A 20,252-nucleotide genomic window follows, 5' to 3' on the forward strand; every position below is an offset into this window, starting at 1 on the left:
CTCGCCGGGAATCCGGGCAGGGCGGCGGCCCCGCCCTGCCCGGGTCGCTCACGGCGCGGCGACCGGTTCGGCCAGGGGCGCGGCGGGTTTGCGCGCCAGCGCGAGGCTGACCAGCAGCCCGAGCACCATTCCGGCGGCGGTCAGCAGCACGACCAGGAACTCGCCGTCCGCGGTGGCCGCGCGCAGCGCCTCGCCGGTCTTGTCTTCGGTGCCGATGTCCGCGAGCGCGGTGAACACGGCGAGGCCGATCGCGTTGCCGATGTTCAGCGCCGTGGACGCGATGCCGTTCGCGACGCCCTGTTCGCCCGCCGCGGTGCCGGTGGCGGCGGCGATCCACATCGCCGTCCACACCACGCCCTGGCCGACGCCGGACACCACCAGCCCGGGCACCAGCAGCCCGTACCCGGCGCCGGCGTCGAACCCGATCGCCATCACCGCCGTGCCCACCACGCCGACCGCGAAGCCGCCGACGAGCGTGGCGCGCAGGCCGATCCGCGTGGTCAGCCGCTCGCCGAGCTGGGTGCCGGTCGCGATCGCCAGCGACGGGACCAGGAACGCGAGCCCGGTCTGCAGCGCGCTGTAGCCGTGCACGCTCTGCATCAGGACGGTCAGGAAGTACGGCAGCACCCCGAACGTGGCCATGTAGATGAACGTGACGCTCATGCCGATGGTCAGGCTGCGGTTGCCGAACAACCGGAACGGCATGAGCGGGTCCGCGCTGCGCCGTTCGATCACCGCGAACGCCACCAGCAGCACCGCGGACAGCGCGAACGCGCCGAGCACCAGCCCGCTGCCCCAGCCCTGCTCGGGGCCCTGCACCAGCGCGAACACGAGCAGCGTCGCGCCCCCGGTGACGGTCAGCGAACCGGGCAGGTCGAAGCGCCGGCGCGGCCCGCCGGCCGGGTCGCGCGGGATCACCGCGAGCGCGGCCAGCGCCACGAGACCGGCCAGCGGCACATTGACGTAGAAGACGGCGGGCCAGCCGAAGTTCTCGGTCAGCACGCCGCCGAGCAGCGCGCCGATGGTCAGCCCGCTGGCACCCGCGCCACCCCACACGGCCAGTGCGCGGTTGCGTTGCGGCCCCTCGGGGAACAACGTGTTGATCAGCGACAGGGTGGACGGCAGCAGCAGCGCGCCGCCGATCCCCTGCACCGCACGGGCGACGATGATCGTGGCTGGGGTCGGCGCCAGCCCGCCGGCCAGCGACGAGACCGCGTAGAGGGCCAGTGCCAGCACGAAGACGCGGCGGCGCCCGAGCAGGTCGGCGGCCCGGCCGCCGAACAGCAGGAACCCGCCGGCGAACACGACGTAGGCGCTCACCACCAGCTGCTGGGTCTGACCGGGAAAGCCCAGGTCGGAGCCGATTTCGGGCAGGGCCACGAACACGATGTTGAGGTCCAGCGAGTAGATCAGCTGCGCGAGCGCGAGCAGGGCCAGCACCCAGCCCAGCCGCGGCCCGGCGGCCGGTCTCGGAAGAGCGGACATGCGGAAGCACACCTTCCAGGTTCGAAAGTACGATCGTACGCATAATTACGTACAGTCGGGCCGGCGAGCAAGAGGATTGTTCGACTTTTGCGGTACGGTAGTACGGTGAAGTACCGTCATCCGGAGCGCGACCAGATCCGCGTCGACGAGGTGCTGTCCGCGCTGGGCCACCCGGTGCGGCTGGCCGCCGTGCGCGTGCTGGCCGGCGGCGGCGAGCACAACTGCACCAGCGTCCTGACCGAAATCGGCGTCCCGGCCAAGTCGACGATGACCCACCACTGGCGGGTGCTGCGGGACAGCGGCGTGATCATCCAGGAGCCGTCCGGGCGGGAGAACCTGCTGACCCTGCGCCGCGACGACCTGGACGCGCGCTACCCGGGCCTGCTGGACGCCGTCCTCGCCGGGGCCCGCACCGACGAGGCGGGGTCCTGATGGACTACGCGGTGCGGGCCGAGACGCCCGCGGTCGAGCTGTACCAGCGCCTGCGCGTCGGCGCCGGGCTGAGTCCGAAGTCGACGGTGGCGGCGACGGCGGGCCTGGCCGGATCGTGGTTCGCGGTCGTCGCCTACCACGGTGACCGTCCGATCGGGATGGGCCGCGTCATCGGCGACGGTGGCACCGCATTCCAGATCGTCGACATGTGCGTACTGCCCGAGCATCAGGGGCGGGGCGTCGGCAAGAAGATCATGGCGGCGCTGGTGGACCACCTGCGCGAGCGGGCGCCGCGCTCGGCCTACGTCTCGCTCATCGCCGACGGCGACGCTCGGCACCTCTACGCCAAGTACGGCTTCGAGGAGACGGCGCCGGCATCGGTCGGGATGGCGCTGCGACTCTGACCGCGCCGGCGCCGCCCCTGCGCCGTGGTCAGCCGCAGACCGCCCCTGGCGGGCGGCATGTTCTCGCGCGGCAGGGGCGCCGCCGAGGTGATCGGCGGCGCCCCGCGCCGGGCACTGCAACCCGAGAGGCGTGAGCGCGCTTACCGGTTGCTCGCCTCGGTCGCCGCGCGTGCGGCGTGGCTCAGTTCGAGCCCGGCGGTCTCCGGGGCGAGGAAGTGCGACAGCAGGCCGCCCGCGGCGAGCACTCCCGCGCCGATCAGCATCGTGGGGCCCACGCCGAGGTGGGTGAGCGTCACCGGGAGCAGGAAGGTGCCGATCGCGGCTCCGACCCGGCTCATCGCGGTCGCGAACCCGACCCCGGTCGTGCGGATCGCGGTCGGGAACACCTCCAGCGGGTACACCGCCGTCAGCGCGCTGGACGCCGCGTTCAGGAACGCGAACACGAGGAAGCACACGACGACCACGGCGATCGGCGCGGTGGGCCAGAACCCGATCAGCGCCAGCGCCGCCGCCGTGATCCAGAACGGCGGGATCAGCAGCTTGCGGCGGCCGATGCGCTCGACCAGCAGGCACCCCGCGGTCACACCCAGGACCGCGAGCGCGTTGCTGGCCAGCGAACCGGCGAGCGCGTCGCCGAGGCCGAGTGCCTCCAGCACCTGCGGGGAGAACGTGCCGATGGCGAAGTACGGCAGCACCAGCGCCGCCCAGAACGTGCTCGCGAACACGGTGCTGCGGAGGTGCCGCCGGGTGAACAGCAGGCGCAGGCTGTTGCGCCGCTCGCCGTCGGCCAGTTCGGTGTCCACGTCGACGTCCATGCCGTAACGGCGGATCAGCTCCTCGGCCTCGGCGCGCCTGCCCTTGCTCAGCAGCCACCGCGCGGATTCCGGGATGCCGCCGCGCAGCGCCACGCACACCAGCGCGATCAGCGTGCTGCTGCCCAGCGTCCAGCGCCAGCCGTCGTCCACATCGGACAGGGCGTAGCCGACCGCGAAGGCCAGCATGAACCCGACGTACCAGCTGACCTCGAGACTGGCCAGCAGCCGCCCGCGGTTGTGCCGTGGCGCGTACTCCGACAGCAGGGGCGCGCCGATCGCGTACTCGCCGCCGATCGCGATGCCCATCACCAGCCGGATGACGAACAGCTGCCACGCGTTGTCCACGAAGAACTGCGCGATCGAGCCGATCAGGAAGATCATCATGTCGGTGAGGAACACGATCCGCCTGCCGAAGCGGTCGGCGAACCAGCCGAACAGCGGCCCGCCGACGAAGATGCCGACCAGCGCGGACGCGCCGATCAGGCCGGCGGTCCACTCCGACATGTGCATGTCGGCGACGATCGCGGGCATCGCGGCCCCGATCCCGCCGAGGATGTAGCCGTCGATGCCCTGGCCCACCTGCGTGGCGAGCATCAGTTTGGTGCGCAGTCGCCGCCGGCCGCGCTCGTCGGTGACGGAGCCGCCGGTGTCGGTATCGGGCAACGCTGCCATGATCCGTCCTGTTCTCGTGGGGGATGGGGGAAATGCGGGGCTAGGCCGGCCAGTCCACGGCCAGGTACCTGGTCTCCAGGAAGGCGTCGATCCCCTCGCGGCCGCCCTCGCGGCCGAGTCCGGACTGCTTCACGCCACCGAACGGCGCGGCCGGGTCGGAGATCAGGCCCCGGTTGACGCCGACCATCCCGGTCTCCAGGCGGTCGGCGATCCGCAGGGCACGGCCCAGGTCGGCCGAGTAGACGTAGGCGGCGAGACCGTGCACGGTGTCGTTGGCGCGGGCGAGCAGGCCGGCCTCGCCGGTGAAGGTGGTGATCGGGGCGACCGGGCCGAACACCTCGGTGCGCATGATCTCCGCGTCGTCCGGCACGCCGGCCAGCACGGTCGCGGGGTGGTACCACCCTGGTCCGTCCGGCCGCGGGCCCTGCGCCGCGATCGTGGCGCCACGGGCGACGGCGTCGGCGACCAGACCGGCGATCTTGTCCACCGCGGCCTGGTTGATCATCGGCCCGAGGCCGACCCCGTCGGCGAGCCCGGGTCCGATCGGGACCGCGGCCATCGCCTCGCCGAGCTTGGCGGTGAACTCCCCGGCGACATCGGCGTGCACGTAGAACCGGTTGGCGGCGATGCACACCTCGCCACCGCCGCGCATCTTGGCGTCCATCGCGCCGCGCACGGCGGCGTCCACGTCGGCGTCGGCGCACACGATGAACGGGGCGTTCCCGCCGAGCTCCATCGTGACGTTGACGATGTTGTCGGCGGCCTGCCGCAGCAGGACCCGGCCGGTGGCGGTGGATCCGGTGAACGAGAACTTCCGCACCCGCTCGTCGCGCAGCCACACGCCGGCGACGTCGGCGGCCCGGTCGGTGGGCAGCACGTTGCACACCCCGGCCGGCAGTCCGGCTTCGGCGAGCAACCCGGCGATCGCCAGCGCGGTGAGCGGGGTTTCCGGCGCGGGTTTGAGCACGACCGAGCAGCCCGCGGCCAGCGCGGGCGCGATCTTGCGCGTGGCCATCGCGGCCGGGAAGTTCCACGGCGTCACGAACGCCGCGACCCCGGCCGCCTGCTTGCGCACCACGTGCCGGAATCCGCCGCCGGGCGCGTCGGCGAACCCGGACCCGATCCGGACCGCCTCCTCGGCGAACCAGCGGAAGAACTCCGCGGCGTAGGAGACCTCGGCGAGCGCGTCCCGGTAGGCCTTGCCGTTCTCCAGGGTGATCAACCGGGCGAGCGCCGGGGCGTGCTCGTGCATCGCGGCGAAGGCGGCGTGCAGCACCTCGGACCGCCGCCGCGGCGCCACCTCCCGCCACCGCTCGAACCCGTCCTGCGCCACGCCCAGCGCGGCCCGGGCGTCCTCGGCGGAGGCCGCCGACACCTCGCGGACCGGCTCGGTGGTGGCCGGGTCGAAGACCGGGAAGGTGCGGCCGCCGGCCGCGGACCGCCAGTGCCCGCCGACGAACAGGTCGCCCTCCCCCGCCGCGGTCTTGGCGATCGCGTCGATGTCCATTCTGTTCTCCTCACACCCTGACCTGGCGCGAGGCAACGTATGAGCCGGACGTGTTGCGGGGCAAGAGATCCCGGTGTTTCGCAACCTGAGTTGCGGTGAGGACAACCGCCTCAGGTGAAGCGCCGGGACGCGGGCGGGACGGGGCGCGTCCGCCAGCCCAGTTGCTCCGAGACCGCCCCGGCCGCCCGTGCCGTGATCCGGCCGGCCTCGTCCAGCCGCGCGCCGAACCGGTCCTTGGGCGCGGAAACGTTCAACGCCGCGACCACACGGCCGCGGAAGTCCCGCACCGGCGCGGAAACCCCGACGAGGTCCTCTTCGAACTCCTCGCGGACGGCGGCGTAGCCGTCGCGCTTGCCCCGCTGGATTCGCGACCACAGGTCGGGCAGCGTGCGCACCTCGGACCGCGGGCACCCGTCGCCGAGGTCGGCCCGCAGTCCGAACCGGACATACAGATCGTCCGGTGTGGCGTCCTGCAACAGGACCCGGCCCGCGGACGTGCACGGCGCGGGCACGCCCCGGCCTTCCCAGCCCTGCACGCGGAAGGAGTGCCCGGACACCGACAGCAGGGTGAGCACCTGGTTGTCGCGGAGCACGCACAGGTGGACGGTCTCCTCCAGCTCGCCGGACAGCGAGCGCATGGCCGGTTCCGCGGCACGCAGCAGCCGGTCTTCGACCGTGCGTGCGACCAGGGAGAACAGCCGCCAGCCCAGCCGGTACTCCAGGGTGTCCGGGTCGCGCTCGACGATGCCCTCCTCGGCGAGCGCCTTCAGCGCACGGGACACCTGGCTCTTCTCGCGGCCGACCAGGTGCGCCAGGCGGACCACGCCCAGACCGCCGGCGTGCTGGGCCTCCTCCGACGCCAGCGCCTCCAGCAGATCGATGTCCCGGCGCAGGCCGTGGCCCTGGTTGCGCGCACCCGCGGTGGCGCGCCGACCGTCCGAACTCACGGCCGTAGCGTAAACCAGGGGTAACGGCGCTGGTCAGGACCGCGGTTGCCGCCATCGCAACCGACGTTGCGATCGGCCGGAACTCCTTGCCGCGCCCTCCCCCGGCTCCTTACCGTTCGGCTGCGTCAACACCATCCGCCACTTCTGGAGATTCCATGACTTTCGCGCCTGCAGCGCTGGTCGGCGAGTCGTTCGTCGGCACGGGGGTCAACGCCGCGCACACCAACATCGTGGTGGGGCGCAAGGGCGGCCCCGTGGAGACCGCCTGGGCGACCGCGCTGGCCACCCCGAGCGCCGGGCACGTGCCGTTCGTGACCGTCGTGCGGCCCGGTGTGCCGGTCAAGCCGCTGACGTTGTTCGTCACCAAGGCGGCCGCGTCCGGCGACCTGCACGAACGGGCCACCTGGGGCTCGGCCCAGGCCGGGCTGGCGCAGGGCGTCGCGGACGCGGTCGAGCACGGGCTGATCCCCGCCGCCGAGGCGGACGACCTGCTGATCATCGCCGCGATCTGGGTCAACCCCGGCGTGGCCGACCTCGACGAGTCCTTCCGCAACCAGCGGGCGGCCGCGTTCGGCGCGATCCGCGCCGCGGTGGCAGGCACGCCGACCGCCGACGAGGTCCGGGCGGCGGCGCGGGCCGGCGCGGCCAACCCGTTCTACGAGCCGGGTGCCGCCCTGCTCGCCGAGTCCGCGCCCGCCCCGGAGGCCGCCCGATGAAGATCACCGACATCACGCTCGACCGGCTGCGGCTCGAGCTCGACCCGCCGCTGCGCGCCGCGTGGGATCCCGAGCCGCGGCGGCACTTCGACGCCACGATCGTCCGCGTCCACACCGACGAGGGGATCACCGGCGTCGGCTCGGGCGACACCATGGACGGGTTCGAGGCGTTCCAGGACCTGTTCCTGGGCGCCGACCCGCTCGACATCGTGCGGCACGTGAAGGCCATCGAGACCGCCAACTTCCACGGCGGCCACTACTGGCCGCTGGAGGTCGCGCTCTGGGACATCATCGGCAAGACCGCGGGCCTGCCGGTGGCCGCGCTGTTCGGCAACGCGGCCCGGTCCCTGCCCGCCTACGCCTCCAGTGCCGAACTCAAATCGCCGGAGGAGCGGGTGGAGACCGCGCTGCGGGCTCGCGCGGCCGGGTTCCGGGCACTCAAGATCCGCATCGACCGCGACCGGGTGGCCGAGGGCATCGCCGCGGTGGAGGCGGTGCGCACCGAGCTCGGCCCGGACTTCGAGATCATGGTCGACCTCAACCAGTCCTGGCGCATGGCCGGGGACACCGCGGACGCCTCGGACCTGGTCAAGACCCGGCGGATCGTGCGCAGGCTGGCCGAGCTGGACGTGTTCTGGGTGGAGGAACCGCTGCCCTACGCCGATCTGGAGGGCTTCCGGGTGCTGCGGGCGGACAACCCGGGGGTGCGGATCGCCGCGGGTGAGATGCACCATTCGGTGCCGGAGTTGTTGCGGTACCTGGAACACGACGTGCTGGACGTCTACCAAATGGACGTCGTGCTGGCGGTGGGCATGCACCGCGCCCGCACCCTCGCCGAGCTGGCGCGGCTCAAGCACCGGCAGTTCACGCCGCACAGCTGGACCAACGGCATCGGCGTGCTGGCGAACCTGCACGTCGCCGCCGGGGTCGGGGGCGGCCCGTACTTCGAGTTCCCGTTCGACCCGCCGGGCTGGACGCCGGAGCGGCGCGACTTCATGCTCGCCGAACCGGTGATGATCAACACGGCGGGTGAGCTGGAAGTCCCGCAGGCGCCGGGCCTCGGCGCCGACCTCGACGAGGACGCCGTGCGGCGGTGGAGGATCCGATGACCGTGCAGCGGGACCACGCGGCGTGGCTGGCCGCCGCCGAGCGGATCACCTTCGAGACCCGGCCGTTCATCGACGGCGCCTTCACCGACGCCCTGTCCGGCGAGGTGTTCACCTCGACCTCGCCGCGCGACGGCAGGGTCCTCACCGAGGTCCAGGCCGGCGGCGCGGAGGACGTCGACCGTGCGGTGCGCGCGGCGCGGGCCGCCTTCGACGACGGCCGATGGCGCGACCTGCCGCCCAAGGACCGCAAGCGGATCATGCTGCGGTGGGCGGAGTCCATCACCGCGCACGCCGAGGAGCTCGCCCTGCTCGACACGCTCGAAATGGGCAAACCGGTGACCGAGGCCCTGCGGGTCGACGTGGCCAAGACCGCGGAGACCATCGCCTGGTACGCCGAGACGATCGACAAGACCTACGGCGAGGTCGCGCCCGCGCCCCGCGACGCGCTGGCGTTCATCACCCGCGAGCCGCTGGGCGTGATCGGCGCGGTCGTGCCGTGGAACTACGCCCTGCTGATCGCCTCCTGGAAGCTCGGGCCGGCGCTGGCGACCGGGAACTCGGTGGTGCTCAAACCGGCCGAGCAGACGTCGCTGGCCGCCCTGCTGCTGGCGCGGCTCGGGCACGAGGCCGGCCTGCCCGCCGGGGTGCTCAGCGTCGTGCCGGGACGGGGTGAGGTCGCCGGACAGGCGCTCGGCAGGCACCCGGACGTGGACAAGATCGCCTTCACCGGTTCGGCCGAGGTCGCGCGGCGCTTCCAGGTGTACGCCGGGGAGTCCAACGGCAAGCAGGTCGCCGTCGAAGCTGGCGGCAAGTCACCGCAGCTGGTGCTGCCGGACGCCGACATCCCGGCCGCCGCGTCCGCCGTGGCGTGGGGCATCTTCTACAACGCGGGCCAGACCTGCAACGCCGGGTCCCGCCTCATCGTGCACAGCGCGGTGAAGGACCGGCTCCTGGAGGAGATCGTCAAGATCACGCGGGAGACCTTCCGGGTGGGCGACCCGCTGGACCCGGCCACCGTGATGGGCCCGATCGTGGACGAGACGCAGCTGCGGCGCGTCCTCGGCCACCTGGACACCGCCAGGGCCGAAGGTGCCGCGACGGTCCTCGGCGGGCAGCGGATCCTCGACGGGACCGGCGGCACCTTCCTCGAACCGACCATTGTGGACGGTGTGTCGAACGACATGACCATCGCCCGCGAGGAGGTGTTCGGCCCGGTGCTGTCGGTGATCACCTTCGACGGCGACGCCGAAGAGGGTGCCCGGCTGGCGAACGACACCGACTTCGGCCTGGTCGCCTCGGTGTGGACCCGGGACGTGACCACCGCGCACCGCGTGGCGCGGCGCCTGCGGGCAGGCACGGTCTGGATCAACACCTTCGACGCCAGCGACGTGATCACCCCCTTCGGCGGTTTCAAGGCGACCGGGGCGGGCCGGGACAAGTCCCTGCACGCGCTCGACGCCTACACCGCGCTCAAGACCACCTGGGTCGACCTGTCCTGACGGTCGGCTCTTCGGACAGCTTCCGGATTGCGAGAACAACCATGCGAGTCGGTTTCATCGGACTGGGCAACATGGGCAGGCACATGGCCCGCCACCTGATCAACGCCGGTCACCAGGTCACCGTGCACGACGCCCGCCCCGAAGCGGCGGCCGAGCACCTGGCCCTGGGCGCGACCTGGGCCGGCAGCCCCGCCGAGTGCGCGGCGGGCGTCGAGGTCCTGATCACCATGCTGCCCACCCCGCGCATCGTCGAGGACGTCCTGTTGCGGGGCGGCGCGGCCGCCGCGCTCGACCCGGGCGCGCTGTGGGTCGACATGTCCACCTCCACCCCGGCGGCCGCCGAGCGCGTCGCCCAGGAGGTGCTCGACTCCCGCGGCGTGCACCGGCTGGACGCGCCGGTCAGCGGGATGGCGCGCGGCGCGGAAGCGGGCACGCTGCAGATCTTCGCCGGCGGGGACGCCACCCAGTTCCAGCGCGCCATGCCGCTGTTCACCGCGATGGGCGACCCCGCCCGGATCCTGCACATCGGCGCCGCCGGATCCGGCTACACCGCCAAGCTCATGATCAACCTGCTGTGGTTCTGCCACGTCGTGGCCACCTCGGAGGTGCTGGCGATGGGCGTGAAGGCCGGTGTGGACCTCGGCGTGCTGCGTGCGTCGCTGCTGGCCAGCCCGGCCGCGTCGAACTTCCTCGAACGCGACATCGAGTCGGTGCTGGCCGACGGCGACTACGACGACTCGTTCGCGATGGCGCTGGCCTGCAAGGACCTCGGCCTGGCCGTCGACCTCGGCCGCGAGCTGGGCGTGTCCACCGAGGTGTCCGCGCTCGTCGAGCAGATCTACCGGCGGGCCAAGGCGCAGTTCGGCGACCTGGCAGGCGAGATGAGCCCGGTGCGGCTGTACGAGGGGCTGGCCGGCCGTCCGTTCCGCCTGACTCCGGCGGGTGCGCGGTGACCGCGGGGCGCCTGACGATCGAACCCACCTGCCGCGTCGAGTTCGGCGCCGGCGCCGTGGACGACCTGCCGCGGTTCGTGACCGAGCTGGGGCACCAGCGCGCCCTGGTGGTCACCGACCGCGGGCTGCAGGCCGCGGGCATCGCGCCGCGGGTCGGCAAGATCCTGCACGCCGCCGGGATCGAGCACGAGATCCACGACGACATCAGCGCCAACCCGTCGACGGCGGAGATCGATCGCGGGGCCGCCCGTGCCCGGGCGTTCGGCCGGGCGGTGGTGATCGCGCTCGGCGGCGGTTCGCCGCTCGACGCGGCCAAGGGCATCGCGCTGCTGGCCGGCAACCCGGACGCCGCCGCGGCCGACGCCGACCGGCTGTGGGACGCCGCGGACGGGCTGCCGGTGATCGCGGTGCCCACCACCTCGGGCACCGGTGCGGAGACCAACGGGTTCGGCGTCATCGAAGACACCTGCGCCAAACGCAAGGTCTACATCGGACACCCGTCGGTGCGGCCGCGGATCGCCGTCCTGGACCCGGAGCTGACCCTCGGGCTGCCGTCCCGGGTCACCGCGGCGACCGGCGTCGACGCACTCGTCCACGGGATCGAGTCGCTGGCCTCCCGCGGAGCGAACCCGATGTCGGCCGCGTTCGCGCAGCACGCGGTGACGTTGATCGGGCAGTGGCTGCCGGTGGCCCACCGGGACGGCTCCGATCTGGAGGCCAGGGCCCAGCTGATGTTCGGCGCCCACCTGGCCGGGCAGGCGCTGACGTTGTCCGGGCTGGGCCTGGTGCACGGGATCGGGCACGCGATCACCGCCCGCACCGGCACCCCGCACGGGGTCGCGCTGGCCGCCGTGCTGGAGGAGGTGATCGCGTTCAACGCCCCGGCCGCGGCCGCGGCGCACGAACAGGCGGCGCGGGCGCTGGGCACGTTCGAGGGCGACGGGACGGCCGCGACCATCGCCGCGGTGCGGGAGCTCTCCGGCCCGCTCGACGTGAAGAAGCCCTTGCGGCAGCTCGGCGTCGAGCGGAACCTGCTGCCGGAGCTGGCCCGCGCCGCGGTGGCGGACCCGGTCACCCGGAACAACCCGCGCACCCCGTCCGAAACCGAAGTGCGCGAGCTGCTCGCCGAGGTGTACTGAGGATCCGGGCCGGGCGGTCAGCCGTCCGGCCCGGACCGCCGGCGGGTCACGATCTTCCTCAGGGGCACCAGGACCGACAGGATGGCACCCGCGCCGAGAGCGATCAGGAACACCGACTCGACGACGGTGTTCCCGCGTCGCACGCGCTGCGCGTCTTCGCCGTGCAGCGCGGCCAGGAGATCGACCCCGGCGAGGGTCAGCCAGATGATCGCCACCCCCGTGGCGACGGCGCCCACCCCCACGACCGCCGCGGCCGCGAGCACCGCCTTGTCCCGCCGGTGCATCACTCAGCGCGGACGGGGCGCGGCGGCGCGGGCGATGCGGTCGGCCAGATCCCGCGCGCCCGGGAAGAAGGCGTTCACGACCACCTTCCGCCCGTCGGCGCGCTTGACGACGCAGCGCCAGTCGATGCCGAGGCGGTGGCCGAGCTTGCCGGGCTGCCAGTTCCCCCGCGCGTCGACCACCGCGACGCCGCTCCACGGGAACTCCGTCCGGTCCCCGGCGTTGCGGTGGTGGACGAAACCGCCTGCGTGCAGGTTGATCCGTTCGCCGCGGTGCCGCAGCCCCTGGACGAGCCGTCGCAGCCCGTAGGGCAGGAGCAGCACGCTGAGTCCGAAGCACGCGCTGCCGATCCAGACCGGCGCCGTCATCGACGTCTCGGCGGGCGTGTTGCCGTAGAGGTATTCGTCGAGCTTCACCATGAGCAGGCCGAGCGGGATGAGGCCGGCGGTCGCGACCAGGCACAGCACCGCCTGCCGCAACCGGCGGGCGTTGTCGCTGGGGTAGGACTGCACGAGTGGGCCGAGATCTGCCATGCCGTCCACGCTAAGGACTCCGGACCGCCCTCCGGCCCGGGTGGCCGGAAGCTGCCGGGGCGCCGTGCCCGCCCCGGCGGTCCGTGGTCAGCCGGCGTGGATCAGTTCGATCTCCAGCTCCAGGTCGATCTCCTTGGACACCAGCAGTCCGCCCTTGGCCAGCGGCATGTTCCAGGTCAGACCCCAGTCCTCGCGGTCGATGCGGCCCCGGGCGGAGAACACCGCGCGGTGGTTGTCCCACGGGTCCTGGGCATAGCCGAGGTAGTCCACGGTCAGGGTGACCGGCCTGGTCACGCCCTTGATCGTCAGCTCGCCGGTCATCGAGCCACCGGTACCCGCCCACCGCACCTCGGCGGAGGTGAAGGTGGCCGTGGGGTGCGCGGCCACGTCGAAGAAGTCGGCCGATCTGAGGTGGTCGTCGCGGCCCTGGTCCCCGCTGTGCACCGAGGCCATGTCGATGGTCACCGAAACCTTGCTGTCCGCGGGGTTCTCGGCGATCTCCACCACGCCGTCCACGCCGGTGAACCGTCCGCGCACCTTCGTCAGCATGAAGTGCCGTCCGACGAAGGCGACCTCGGCGTGCCCCGGGTCGATCCGCCACGTGCCGGCGGCAGGCAGCTCCACCTCGCCCAGCCTGCGGGTGGGCGTCGTTGATCCGGTCATCGGGAGTTCCTCCTTGGTAGTAGATGCGTGCGCACGCACACATTTACTATCCTTACCCCATGACCGAGTCCGACGACAAGGGCCTGGCGGCCTGGCGAGCGATGCTGCTGGCGTACAACGCCGCGCTGCGGGCCATCGACTCCGACCTGACCAGGTCCGGCACCATTCCCCTCACCTGGTACGACGTCCTGCTGGAACTGAACGCGGGCCCGGGGCGGCGGCTGCGCATGAACGACCTGGCCGAACGGGTCGTGCTCAGCCGGACCCGCGTCAGCCGCCTGGTGGACGAGATGGTGAGCGCCGGGCTGGTCGAGAAGATCCGCGACGAAGAGGACCGGCGGGTGGTGTGGGCCGCCATGACCCGGTCCGGCGAACGCGCCTTCCGCACCACCGCGCCGCAGTACCTGCGCGGGATCGAGGAGCACTTCTCCCGGCACCTGACGGCCGAGGAGAAGCGGGTCATGGCGGCCGCGCTGACGAAGGTCCGCGACGCCCACACGGTTACCGAGGTCAGGCCAGGTGCGTCCGGTAGAAGCCGGTCAGCTTCTCGACCGCCGCGGTGACGTGCGGCTCCCGGTCGTACAGGTCGACGTGCGTGGCGCCCTCGATCCAGTGCAGTTCCTTCGGCCCGCGCGCCTCCTGGAAGACCTCCACCGCCATCCACGACGTCACCGCCTCGCGGCCGGCGATCAGCAGCAGCGGGCGCGGCGCGACGAGGCTCAAGAAGCGGAACGCGTCGAACAGCGGACCCTGATGCTCTTCGGGGCCGCCTCGAACGTCGCGCTCACCGTCTACGCCTCGTTGGAGATCGTGTTCCTCTCCCGCACGCTGGGGACCACGCCGGGCCTGGTGGGACTGGTCCTCGCGCTCGCGGCGGCGGGTGGCCTGGCCGGCGCCGCCGCGGCCGGACGGCTGAGCGCCCGCTTCGGCACAGCGCGCACTTTCCTGCTCTGCCAAGGTTTCGCGGCGGCGATGATGCTGCTCGGCACGTTCAGCCTGCCGGGGTGGGGGCTGGTGCTGTTCGTGCTCGGGCAGTCCGGGCTGGCCGCCGGGCTCGCGGCGTCGCAGGTGCTGGCCACGGCGTTCCGGCAGTCGTATTGCCCACCGGAGCTGCTCGGGCGGGTCGCCTCCAGCGCGATGGTGGTCAACTACGGCACCATCCCGCTCGCCGCCCTCCTCGGCGGAGCGCTGGGCGAGGCGATCGGCGCCCGCGAAGCGCTGTGGGCCGCCGCCGGGCTGCTGATCGCCGCCCTCCCGGTCCTCGCGCCGCTGCGCCGCCTGCGGGACCTCCCCGCACGTCAGTCGACCGGCAGCTCCACCGGGTAGGCGCGGCCGAAGTCGGCGGAGGCGCTGACTTCCTGCCAGGTCGCGGCCTCCTCCAGCTGGGCGCGCGAGTAGTTCTGCGCCATCTCGACCGCGAGCGCGCCGAGGAGCAGGTGGGACGGGAGGTTTTCGCGCTTGACGACGCGGACCAGGATTTCCGCGGCGCGTTGCGGATCGCCCGCGGCGGAACCCATTTGTTCGAAGTTGCGCACCAGTTCGCCGACCGTCGCGCTGTACTCGGCCGGGATGTCGGCGATCTCCATCGACGAACCCGCCCAGTCGGTGGCGAAACCGGCCGGTTCGACCACCAGGTAACGGATTCCCAGCGGCGCCGTCTCGGCCTCCAGCACCCGGGTGAAGCCGTCGACCGCGAACTTCGCCGCCTGGTAGGAACCCAGGCCCGGCGTGCCGCCGACCCGGCCGCCGATCGAGGAGAACTGCACCATCGTGCCCGCCCCCTGCGCCTTGAGCACGGGCAGCGCGGCAGTGGAAACGTTGTAGACGCCCCAGAAGTTCGTCTCGAACTGCCGACGGAAGTCCTCTTCGTCCGCGGTCTCCACGGGCGCGACGTTCGCGTACCCGGCGTTGTTGACCACCACGTCGAGCCGCCCGAACCGCGTGACCGCGGCCTCCACAGCGGCGACCGCGGCCGCGCGGTTGGTGACGTCGAGGGCGACCGGCAACACCGCGTCGCCGTACTTCCGCACGAGGGCGTCGAGCTGTTCCGGCTTGCGCGCCGTCGCGACGACCTGATCGCCGGCCTCCAGTGCCGCTTCGGTGAGGGCTCGCCCGAAGCCGCGGGACGAGCCGGTGATGAACCACGTTTGAGTCATGACTCTAGTAAAACCCTGTTGCGTTAATTGCGCAACAGTGTTGTGCTAAAGTTTCGAGTCATGGGTCACACTCCGCAACGGGCCCGCAGCGCGGAGGCGAAGCACCAGCGGGAGCGGGACATCCTCGACGCGGCCCGCGCGCTGGGCAGCGAGCGCACCGTCCGCGCGGTCACGCTCACCGACATCGCCGCCGAGGTGGGCATGCACAAGTCCGCGATGCTGCGTTACTTCGAAACGCGGGAGCAGATCTTCCTGACCCTCACCGCCGAATGCTGGCAGGAGTGGACGGCCGCCGTGTGCGCGGAGCTGCAGCCGCTCGAATCCGCGACGCCGGCGGAGCTCGCATCCGCTCTCGCCCGGTCGCTCGTGGCGCGGCCGCTGTTCTGCGACCTGCTCGCGCACGCCCCGATGAACCTGGAACGCAACGTCTCCCTCGACACGGTCGTCGCGTTCAAGAGAAGCGTCCTGCGCGACGTGGCCTCGGTGGCCGGCGAACTGCGGCGCCTGCTCGCCCTCCCCGAACCGGCGGCCGCCGACGCCGTCGCGACCGCGACAGCCATGGCGGGTGCGCTGTGGCAGATGGCCGCGCCCGGCACCGCGCTGCGCACCCTGTACGAAACGCACCCCGAACTGACCCACGCCCTGGTCGATGTCGAACCCCGCCTGACCGCGATCCTCACCGCCCTGCTGACCGGGATGTCCGGCGAGTAGGCGCCGGAGGCGACGGCAGCAGCCGCCCTCGCCGTGGCGGTCGACGCCGCGGCGGAGGCGTGCCCGGGGGCGCGGCTGACGCGCCGCGCGCACCGGTGGGTCGACACCGGTCGCACACCCGAAGTCCGCGAACTCGACGGGGACGCCTTCGACCGGGAGACGCTGACCGGGCTGCCCGCGCTGTACCGGCCGCTCGCCGGCGACCGCGGCGGCCCCACCTGCGAGGTCGTGGTGCTGACCGGCACGCGGCCGGCCCTGGTCTTCCGCGCCCACCACGCCGTCATGGACGCGCAGGGCCTGCTGACGTTCGCCCGCGCGGTCTTCCAGGCCCTGCGCGGCGAAACCCCGGAGACGGCCGCGGACGACCTGGACGCCGTCGAGCTGCTGCGCCGCGCCGGAACCGGGCCACGCAAGACGATCCCGCAGAACTCCCAGCCATCGTTGCGTGCGGCCGGACCGCCCGAACAACGCCGTCCCGCGTTCCTGCGGCGCACCGTCGACGGGTGCCCGTCGGCCGTGACCGCGAAGATCGCGCACGCGCCGCCCGGTGCGCCGGGGGCGACCTCGACGTCTCGGTCACCGTCGACCTGCGCCGCCACGTGCCGGAGGCCCGGACCACGGCGAGCCTGGCCTACGCGCTGAGCCTGCCGGTCCGCGCGGACGACACGTGGCGCGACGTGCAACAGCGGATGCTGGAAAGCCTGGCCGCGCGCGACGAGCTGCGAGAAACCCCACCGCTGCCGGTGATCCGGATGCTCGGCGCCTGCCCGCGCCGGTGACCCGGGCTCTGTACCGCGGCATCGACGCCCGGTTCGGCCAGGGCAAGGCGTACGCCGGGTTCCAGGTGTCGCACCTGGGGCGGCTCGACCTCGCGGACTTCGGCGGCGCCGGGTGCACCGCGCGCACGATCTACTCGCTGCCGACCTGGGGCGTCTGCATGATCCCGATGGTCACGGTCGAGGAAACCGGCGCGCGCACGGAGGTCGTGCTGTGCGGCGACGACGCCCATACCGCGCCGGCCCGTCGTTCCCTCGACGCGATCGGCGACGCGCTGGCGCCACCCGAGGCGGTCCTGCGTGGTCGCGACACCTCGCCGGAGGTGTACCTGGTCCCCCGGTTCGCCGAGGTGGCCACGAGGTCGCCGGACCGCGTGGCGCTGACCGAGCCCGGGCGGGAGGTCACCTATGCCGAGCTGCTCGGGCTAGCCGGGGGATCAAGAAGATCATCCAGAACCTGACCGGACGGTTCGGCCTGCGCAACCGCACCCACGCGGTGACCTACGCGTTGCACGTCGACGCCGTCTGACCCGCGGTCGGCACCGGCGGCCGGCACACAATGTCCTATTCGGACAGTGCAGCCACGATTCTCGCCACCGCGACGGGCTGTCCTATGTGGGGGAAGCGCCCGCTTCCCCGGCAGAACGGTGAACCGCGCGTCCGGCAGGACCCCCGGCGCCCAGGGCGAGCAGCTGCCGGATCCGGTTCTCCCGCAGCTCGTCCGCCGGGACCTCCAGATCTCGCGCCAGTACCCGAGGAGCAGGTCCTGCAATGGCGTGGACCGCAGCAGGTCGCGCCGCTGCGGGGCGAGCTCGTCGACGCCCATCCCGGCGAGCAGTTTGTTCCACACGCTCAGGTACTCCGGCCCGCGCAGCACGGGCTCGGCCGAGCGCAGCATCTCGCCGAAGGGGCCGGCCAGGAGCGGCTGGTCGATGTCCAGCACCGGCCTGCGCAGGCCGGCGGCGGTGACCGCGCCGTGCAGGAGGTCGGCGACGTCGGAGGGGTCGTACGACTCCCGCCGGGGCGACGCGCCGTGCCCGGGCAGGTCGAGCGCCACCACCCGGCGCCCGCGCAGCGCGCGGACCAGCGGCTCCCACATGGCGCGGTCGAAGGTCAGACCGTGCAGCAGGACCACGGGCGGGTGGCCGTCGTCCGTGCCGGTGACATCCCCGTCCAGTTCACCGAGCCGCATGGGTTTCCTTCCACAGTCCGCCGTCGAGGAGGTCCGCCAGCGCCTGGGCGCAGCCGTCCATCAGCTTGGTCCCCTTGTCCGCGGACGCCGCGCGCGTCACCGGCGACGCCCGAGGTGGTGATCTCGTCGAAGGGCACGGTGTCCCGCGCGGCCAGGCCACGCCGGCCCGCCCCGCGCCCGTCATCCGACGCCGACCCTGTACGTCACCACGCTCGAACAGCGGCGTCAGCACCGCGGCGATTGCGAGGTTCAGCACGAACGCGGTCAGTGCGATGTAGACCGCTGTCTGGCAGGCGGTGATCGTGCCGTAGGCCATGCCGTCGGACGACGAGTACCTCACCCCGGACTCAAACGCCCGGCTGCGCCTGGACTTCGTCGCCGACCCGGGGTGCGGGCCTACGACTTCACCTTCGGCTAGCACGACCGGTGATCGCCGAGACTGGTATGGTGGACGGGCAAGGGAACCGTTCTGAGGAGACTCGACGTGGCAGGTGAAGACGACATCTCCGGGTGATCCCCCGGAGTGAGCAAGGCCCCCCACGCGTCAGTTCGAAGCAGTGCCGTGGTGGCCATGTCGTCGTCCACCCGTATCCGCGGTCCGCTGGTCCGCGCCACTCCCTTTTCGAGGTCTCGTTCCCATGTCCGAATCCCGCATCGTCGTGTCCGGTCTGTCCTTTTCCTGGCCGGACGACACCCCCGTCTTCGACCAGCTGTCGTTCAGCGTTCCCGACGGGCGCACCGGTCTCGTCGCCCCGAACGGGGCAGGCAAGTCCACCCTGCTCAAGCTGATCGCGGGCGAGCTCACGCCCTCCGACGGTGGCGTGTCCGTCGACGGTCTGCTCGGCTACCTGCCGCAGGACCTCCCGCTGACGGGTGAACCGACCGTCGCCGAAGTGCTGGGCATCGAGCCGGTGCTGCGCGCGCTGGCGGCCGTCGAGTCCGGCGACGTCGCCGAGGAGCACTTCACCACCATCGGCGAGGACTGGGACATCGAGGAACGCACCCGCGCCCAGCTGGACCGGCTCGGCCTGGAGGCCATCACGCTGGACCGCACCCTGGGCACCCTGTCCGGCGGCCAGATCGTGTCCCTCGGTTTGGCCGCCCAGCTGCTCAAGCGGCCCGACGTGCTGCTGCTCGACGAACCCACCAACAACCTCGACCTGCAGGCCCGGCACCAGCTCTACGCCGTGCTCGACGACTGGTCGGGCTGCCTGGTGGTGGTCAGCCACGACCGCGCGCTGCTGGACCGGATGGACCGCATCGCCGAGCTCGACGGCGGCGAGATCCGGTACTACGGCGGCAACTTCACCGAGTACGAGCAGGCGGCGCAGGCCGAGCGCGAGGTGGCGGAGAAGAACATCCGCAGCGCCGAGCAGGAGGTCAAGCGCGAGAAGCGGGAGATGCAGCAGGCGCGGGAGCGGGCGGCGAAGCGAGCCAGCAACGCGCAGCGCAACCTCTCCAACGCCGGTCTGCCGAAGATCCTCGCCGGCGCCCGCAAGCGCAACGCGCAGGAGTCCGCGGGCAAGGCCGACGGCACGCACGCGGCCCGGGTCAGCGCGGCGAAAGCCAAGCTGGACGAGGCGGAGCGGTCGCTGCGGGAGGACCAGAAGATCACCCTGGAACTCCCCCAGACCGCGGTGCCTGCGGGCCGGACGCTGTTCCTCGGCGAGGGCCTGCGCAAGCGGGACCTCTTCGGCGACGGCGTGGACCTGACGATCCGCGGCCCGGAGCGCATCGCGCTGTCCGGCGCGAACGGGTCCGGCAAGTCCACTCTGCTGCGCATGATCACCGGCGATCTCGACCCGGACGGCGGCGAGATCAAGCGTGCCGACGGCCGGATCGCCTACCTGTCCCAGCGCCTGGACCTGCTCGACGACGCGCGCACGGTCGCGGAAAACCTCGCCGCGGCGGCCCCGGGAATGCCTCCGTCCGACCGGATGAACCTGCTCGCCCGCTTCCTCTTCCGCGGTGACCGGGCGCACCTGCCCGGCGCGGTGCTGTCCGGCGGCGAACGACTGCGCGCCACCCTGGCCTGCGTTCTGTTCGCCGAACCCCCACCACAACTACTCCTGCTGGACGAGCCCACCAACAACCTCGACCTGGTCAGCGCCGGGCAACTGGAAAGCGCTCTCAACGCCTATCGGGGCGCATTCGTCGTCGTCAGCCACGACGAACGGTTTCTCAGCGAGATCCGCATCGACCGCCGGCTCCGCCTCGCCGACGGCAGGCTGACCGAGACCAGCTGACGGCGGGGTGCGACC

Annotated in this window: 25 protein-coding genes; 14 read left to right on the plus strand and 11 right to left on the minus strand. The window is 72.4% G+C overall.

Annotated elements, in window-relative coordinates:
• Positions 1-48: 48 nt before the first annotated feature.
• Positions 49-1,485, minus strand: coding sequence for an MFS transporter (locus ABZ215_RS02575; protein ID WP_354947232.1), 1,437 nt, complete (start codon positions 1,483-1,485; stop codon positions 49-51).
• A gap of 105 nt (positions 1,486-1,590) precedes the next feature.
• Here ABZ215_RS02575 and ABZ215_RS02580 point away from each other — a divergent pair, with 105 nt between their 5' ends.
• Positions 1,591-1,917 carry a helix-turn-helix transcriptional regulator gene (locus ABZ215_RS02580; RefSeq protein WP_020419331.1) on the plus strand — a complete coding sequence of 109 codons (327 nt, stop codon included), beginning with the start codon at positions 1,591-1,593 and terminating at the stop codon, positions 1,915-1,917.
• Positions 1,917-2,321 carry a GNAT family N-acetyltransferase gene (locus tag ABZ215_RS02585; protein ID WP_020419330.1) on the plus strand — a complete coding sequence of 135 codons (405 nt, stop codon included), beginning with the start codon at positions 1,917-1,919 and terminating at the stop codon, positions 2,319-2,321. Before ABZ215_RS02580 ends, ABZ215_RS02585 begins: the two co-directional genes overlap by 1 nt.
• Before the next feature lie 140 nt (positions 2,322-2,461).
• Here the strand turns inward: ABZ215_RS02585 and ABZ215_RS02590 are convergent, their stop codons facing one another.
• The 3 genes from ABZ215_RS02590 to ABZ215_RS02600 all read right to left on the minus strand — a co-directional run bounded on the left by ABZ215_RS02590 (position 2,462) and on the right by ABZ215_RS02600 (position 6,262).
• Positions 2,462-3,808, minus strand: coding sequence for an MFS transporter (locus tag ABZ215_RS02590; RefSeq protein ID WP_354947234.1), 1,347 nt, complete (start codon positions 3,806-3,808; stop codon positions 2,462-2,464).
• Between the two features lie 40 nt (positions 3,809-3,848).
• Entirely contained in the window at positions 3,849-5,315 is a 1,467-nt protein-coding gene (locus tag ABZ215_RS02595) for an NAD-dependent succinate-semialdehyde dehydrogenase (RefSeq protein WP_354947236.1), read from the minus strand.
• 110 nt (positions 5,316-5,425) lie between these two features.
• Entirely contained in the window at positions 5,426-6,262 is an 837-nt protein-coding gene (locus tag ABZ215_RS02600; protein ID WP_354711422.1) for an IclR family transcriptional regulator, read from the minus strand.
• Positions 6,263-6,417: 155 nt separating this feature from the next.
• Between ABZ215_RS02600 and fae the strand changes: the two genes are divergently transcribed.
• The 5 genes from fae to ABZ215_RS02625 are packed head-to-tail and all read left to right on the plus strand — an operon-like array spanning position 6,418 to position 11,678.
• Entirely contained in the window at positions 6,418-6,978 is a 561-nt protein-coding gene (fae, locus tag ABZ215_RS02605; RefSeq protein WP_354947238.1) for a formaldehyde-activating enzyme, read from the plus strand.
• Positions 6,975-8,087 carry a mandelate racemase/muconate lactonizing enzyme family protein gene (locus tag ABZ215_RS02610; protein WP_354947240.1) on the plus strand — a complete coding sequence of 371 codons (1,113 nt, stop codon included), beginning with the start codon at positions 6,975-6,977 and terminating at the stop codon, positions 8,085-8,087. Before fae ends, ABZ215_RS02610 begins: the two co-directional genes overlap by 4 nt.
• Positions 8,084-9,586 (plus strand): aldehyde dehydrogenase, encoded by a 1,503-nt coding sequence (locus ABZ215_RS02615; RefSeq protein WP_354947242.1) that lies wholly within the window; start codon positions 8,084-8,086, stop codon positions 9,584-9,586. The genes ABZ215_RS02610 and ABZ215_RS02615 overlap by 4 nt, the downstream gene beginning before the upstream one ends.
• Before the next feature lie 41 nt (positions 9,587-9,627).
• Positions 9,628-10,539, plus strand: coding sequence for an NAD(P)-dependent oxidoreductase (locus ABZ215_RS02620; protein ID WP_354947244.1), 912 nt, complete (start codon positions 9,628-9,630; stop codon positions 10,537-10,539).
• On the plus strand, positions 10,536-11,678 hold the full coding sequence (locus ABZ215_RS02625; protein ID WP_354947246.1) for an iron-containing alcohol dehydrogenase: 1,143 nt from the start codon (positions 10,536-10,538) through the stop codon (positions 11,676-11,678). The genes ABZ215_RS02620 and ABZ215_RS02625 overlap by 4 nt, the downstream gene beginning before the upstream one ends.
• A gap of 17 nt (positions 11,679-11,695) precedes the next feature.
• Here ABZ215_RS02625 and ABZ215_RS02630 read toward each other — a convergent pair whose 3' ends face one another.
• The 3 genes from ABZ215_RS02630 to ABZ215_RS02640 form a co-directional block, all read right to left on the minus strand.
• On the minus strand, positions 11,696-11,962 hold the full coding sequence (locus ABZ215_RS02630; protein WP_354711428.1) for a hypothetical protein: 267 nt from the start codon (positions 11,960-11,962) through the stop codon (positions 11,696-11,698).
• A 3-nt stretch (positions 11,963-11,965) separates the two neighbouring features.
• Complete coding sequence (locus tag ABZ215_RS02635) at positions 11,966-12,493, minus strand: hypothetical protein (protein ID WP_354947248.1); 528 nt, start codon at positions 12,491-12,493, stop codon at positions 11,966-11,968.
• 87 nt (positions 12,494-12,580) lie between these two features.
• Entirely contained in the window at positions 12,581-13,156 is a 576-nt protein-coding gene (locus tag ABZ215_RS02640) for a YceI family protein (RefSeq protein ID WP_354947250.1), read from the minus strand.
• Between the two features lie 59 nt (positions 13,157-13,215).
• On the opposite strand from ABZ215_RS02640, the gene ABZ215_RS02645 reads away from it, so the two are divergent.
• Positions 13,216-13,719 (plus strand): MarR family transcriptional regulator, encoded by a 504-nt coding sequence (locus tag ABZ215_RS02645; RefSeq protein ID WP_354947252.1) that lies wholly within the window; start codon positions 13,216-13,218, stop codon positions 13,717-13,719.
• Here the strand turns inward: ABZ215_RS02645 and ABZ215_RS02650 are convergent.
• Positions 13,667-13,879, minus strand: coding sequence for an alpha/beta hydrolase (locus ABZ215_RS02650; RefSeq protein WP_354947254.1), 213 nt, complete (start codon positions 13,877-13,879; stop codon positions 13,667-13,669). The genes ABZ215_RS02645 and ABZ215_RS02650 overlap by 53 nt on opposite strands.
• Positions 13,880-13,909: 30 nt before the next feature.
• Here ABZ215_RS02650 and ABZ215_RS02655 point away from each other — a divergent pair, with 30 nt between their 5' ends.
• A complete protein-coding gene (locus ABZ215_RS02655) occupies positions 13,910-14,482 on the plus strand; it encodes an MFS transporter (RefSeq protein WP_354947256.1) in 573 nt (190 codons plus the stop codon).
• Here the strand turns inward: ABZ215_RS02655 and ABZ215_RS02660 are convergent.
• Positions 14,455-15,312 carry an SDR family NAD(P)-dependent oxidoreductase gene (locus ABZ215_RS02660; RefSeq protein ID WP_354947258.1) on the minus strand — a complete coding sequence of 286 codons (858 nt, stop codon included), beginning with the start codon at positions 15,310-15,312 and terminating at the stop codon, positions 14,455-14,457. The genes ABZ215_RS02655 and ABZ215_RS02660 overlap by 28 nt on opposite strands.
• A gap of 60 nt (positions 15,313-15,372) precedes the next feature.
• Here ABZ215_RS02660 and ABZ215_RS02665 point away from each other — a divergent pair, with 60 nt between their 5' ends.
• Genes ABZ215_RS02665 through ABZ215_RS02680 form a run of 4 tightly spaced genes read left to right on the plus strand, consistent with a single transcriptional unit; the run spans position 15,373 to position 17,260 of the window.
• Positions 15,373-16,023, plus strand: coding sequence for a TetR family transcriptional regulator (locus ABZ215_RS02665; protein ID WP_354947261.1), 651 nt, complete (start codon positions 15,373-15,375; stop codon positions 16,021-16,023).
• A 33-nt stretch (positions 16,024-16,056) separates the two neighbouring features.
• Positions 16,057-16,665 carry a hypothetical protein gene (locus ABZ215_RS02670; protein ID WP_354947263.1) on the plus strand — a complete coding sequence of 203 codons (609 nt, stop codon included), beginning with the start codon at positions 16,057-16,059 and terminating at the stop codon, positions 16,663-16,665.
• Positions 16,623-16,802: a hypothetical protein gene (locus ABZ215_RS02675; RefSeq protein WP_354947264.1), complete on the plus strand. Its 180-nt coding sequence runs from the start codon at positions 16,623-16,625 to the stop codon at positions 16,800-16,802. The genes ABZ215_RS02670 and ABZ215_RS02675 overlap by 43 nt, the downstream gene beginning before the upstream one ends.
• Positions 16,799-17,260 (plus strand): hypothetical protein, encoded by a 462-nt coding sequence (locus ABZ215_RS02680; protein WP_354947266.1) that lies wholly within the window; start codon positions 16,799-16,801, stop codon positions 17,258-17,260. Before ABZ215_RS02675 ends, ABZ215_RS02680 begins: the two co-directional genes overlap by 4 nt.
• Here the strand turns inward: ABZ215_RS02680 and ABZ215_RS02685 are convergent.
• Positions 17,206-17,991, minus strand: a complete 786-nt coding sequence (locus ABZ215_RS02685) for an alpha/beta hydrolase family protein (RefSeq protein ID WP_354947268.1) — start codon at positions 17,989-17,991, stop codon at positions 17,206-17,208. The genes ABZ215_RS02680 and ABZ215_RS02685 overlap by 55 nt on opposite strands.
• A complete protein-coding gene (locus tag ABZ215_RS02690; RefSeq protein WP_354947270.1) occupies positions 17,978-18,307 on the minus strand; it encodes a hypothetical protein in 330 nt (109 codons plus the stop codon). Before ABZ215_RS02690 ends, ABZ215_RS02685 begins: the two co-directional genes overlap by 14 nt.
• 322 nt (positions 18,308-18,629) lie before the next feature.
• Here ABZ215_RS02690 and ABZ215_RS02695 point away from each other — a divergent pair, with 322 nt between their 5' ends.
• Positions 18,630-20,237: an ABC-F family ATP-binding cassette domain-containing protein gene (locus tag ABZ215_RS02695; protein ID WP_354947272.1), complete on the plus strand. Its 1,608-nt coding sequence runs from the start codon at positions 18,630-18,632 to the stop codon at positions 20,235-20,237.
• Positions 20,238-20,252 lie beyond the last annotated feature (15 nt).

The organism is Amycolatopsis sp. NPDC006131, assembly GCF_040614175.1.
Lineage (GTDB): Bacteria > Actinomycetota > Actinomycetes > Mycobacteriales > Pseudonocardiaceae > Amycolatopsis_E > Amycolatopsis_E tucumanensis.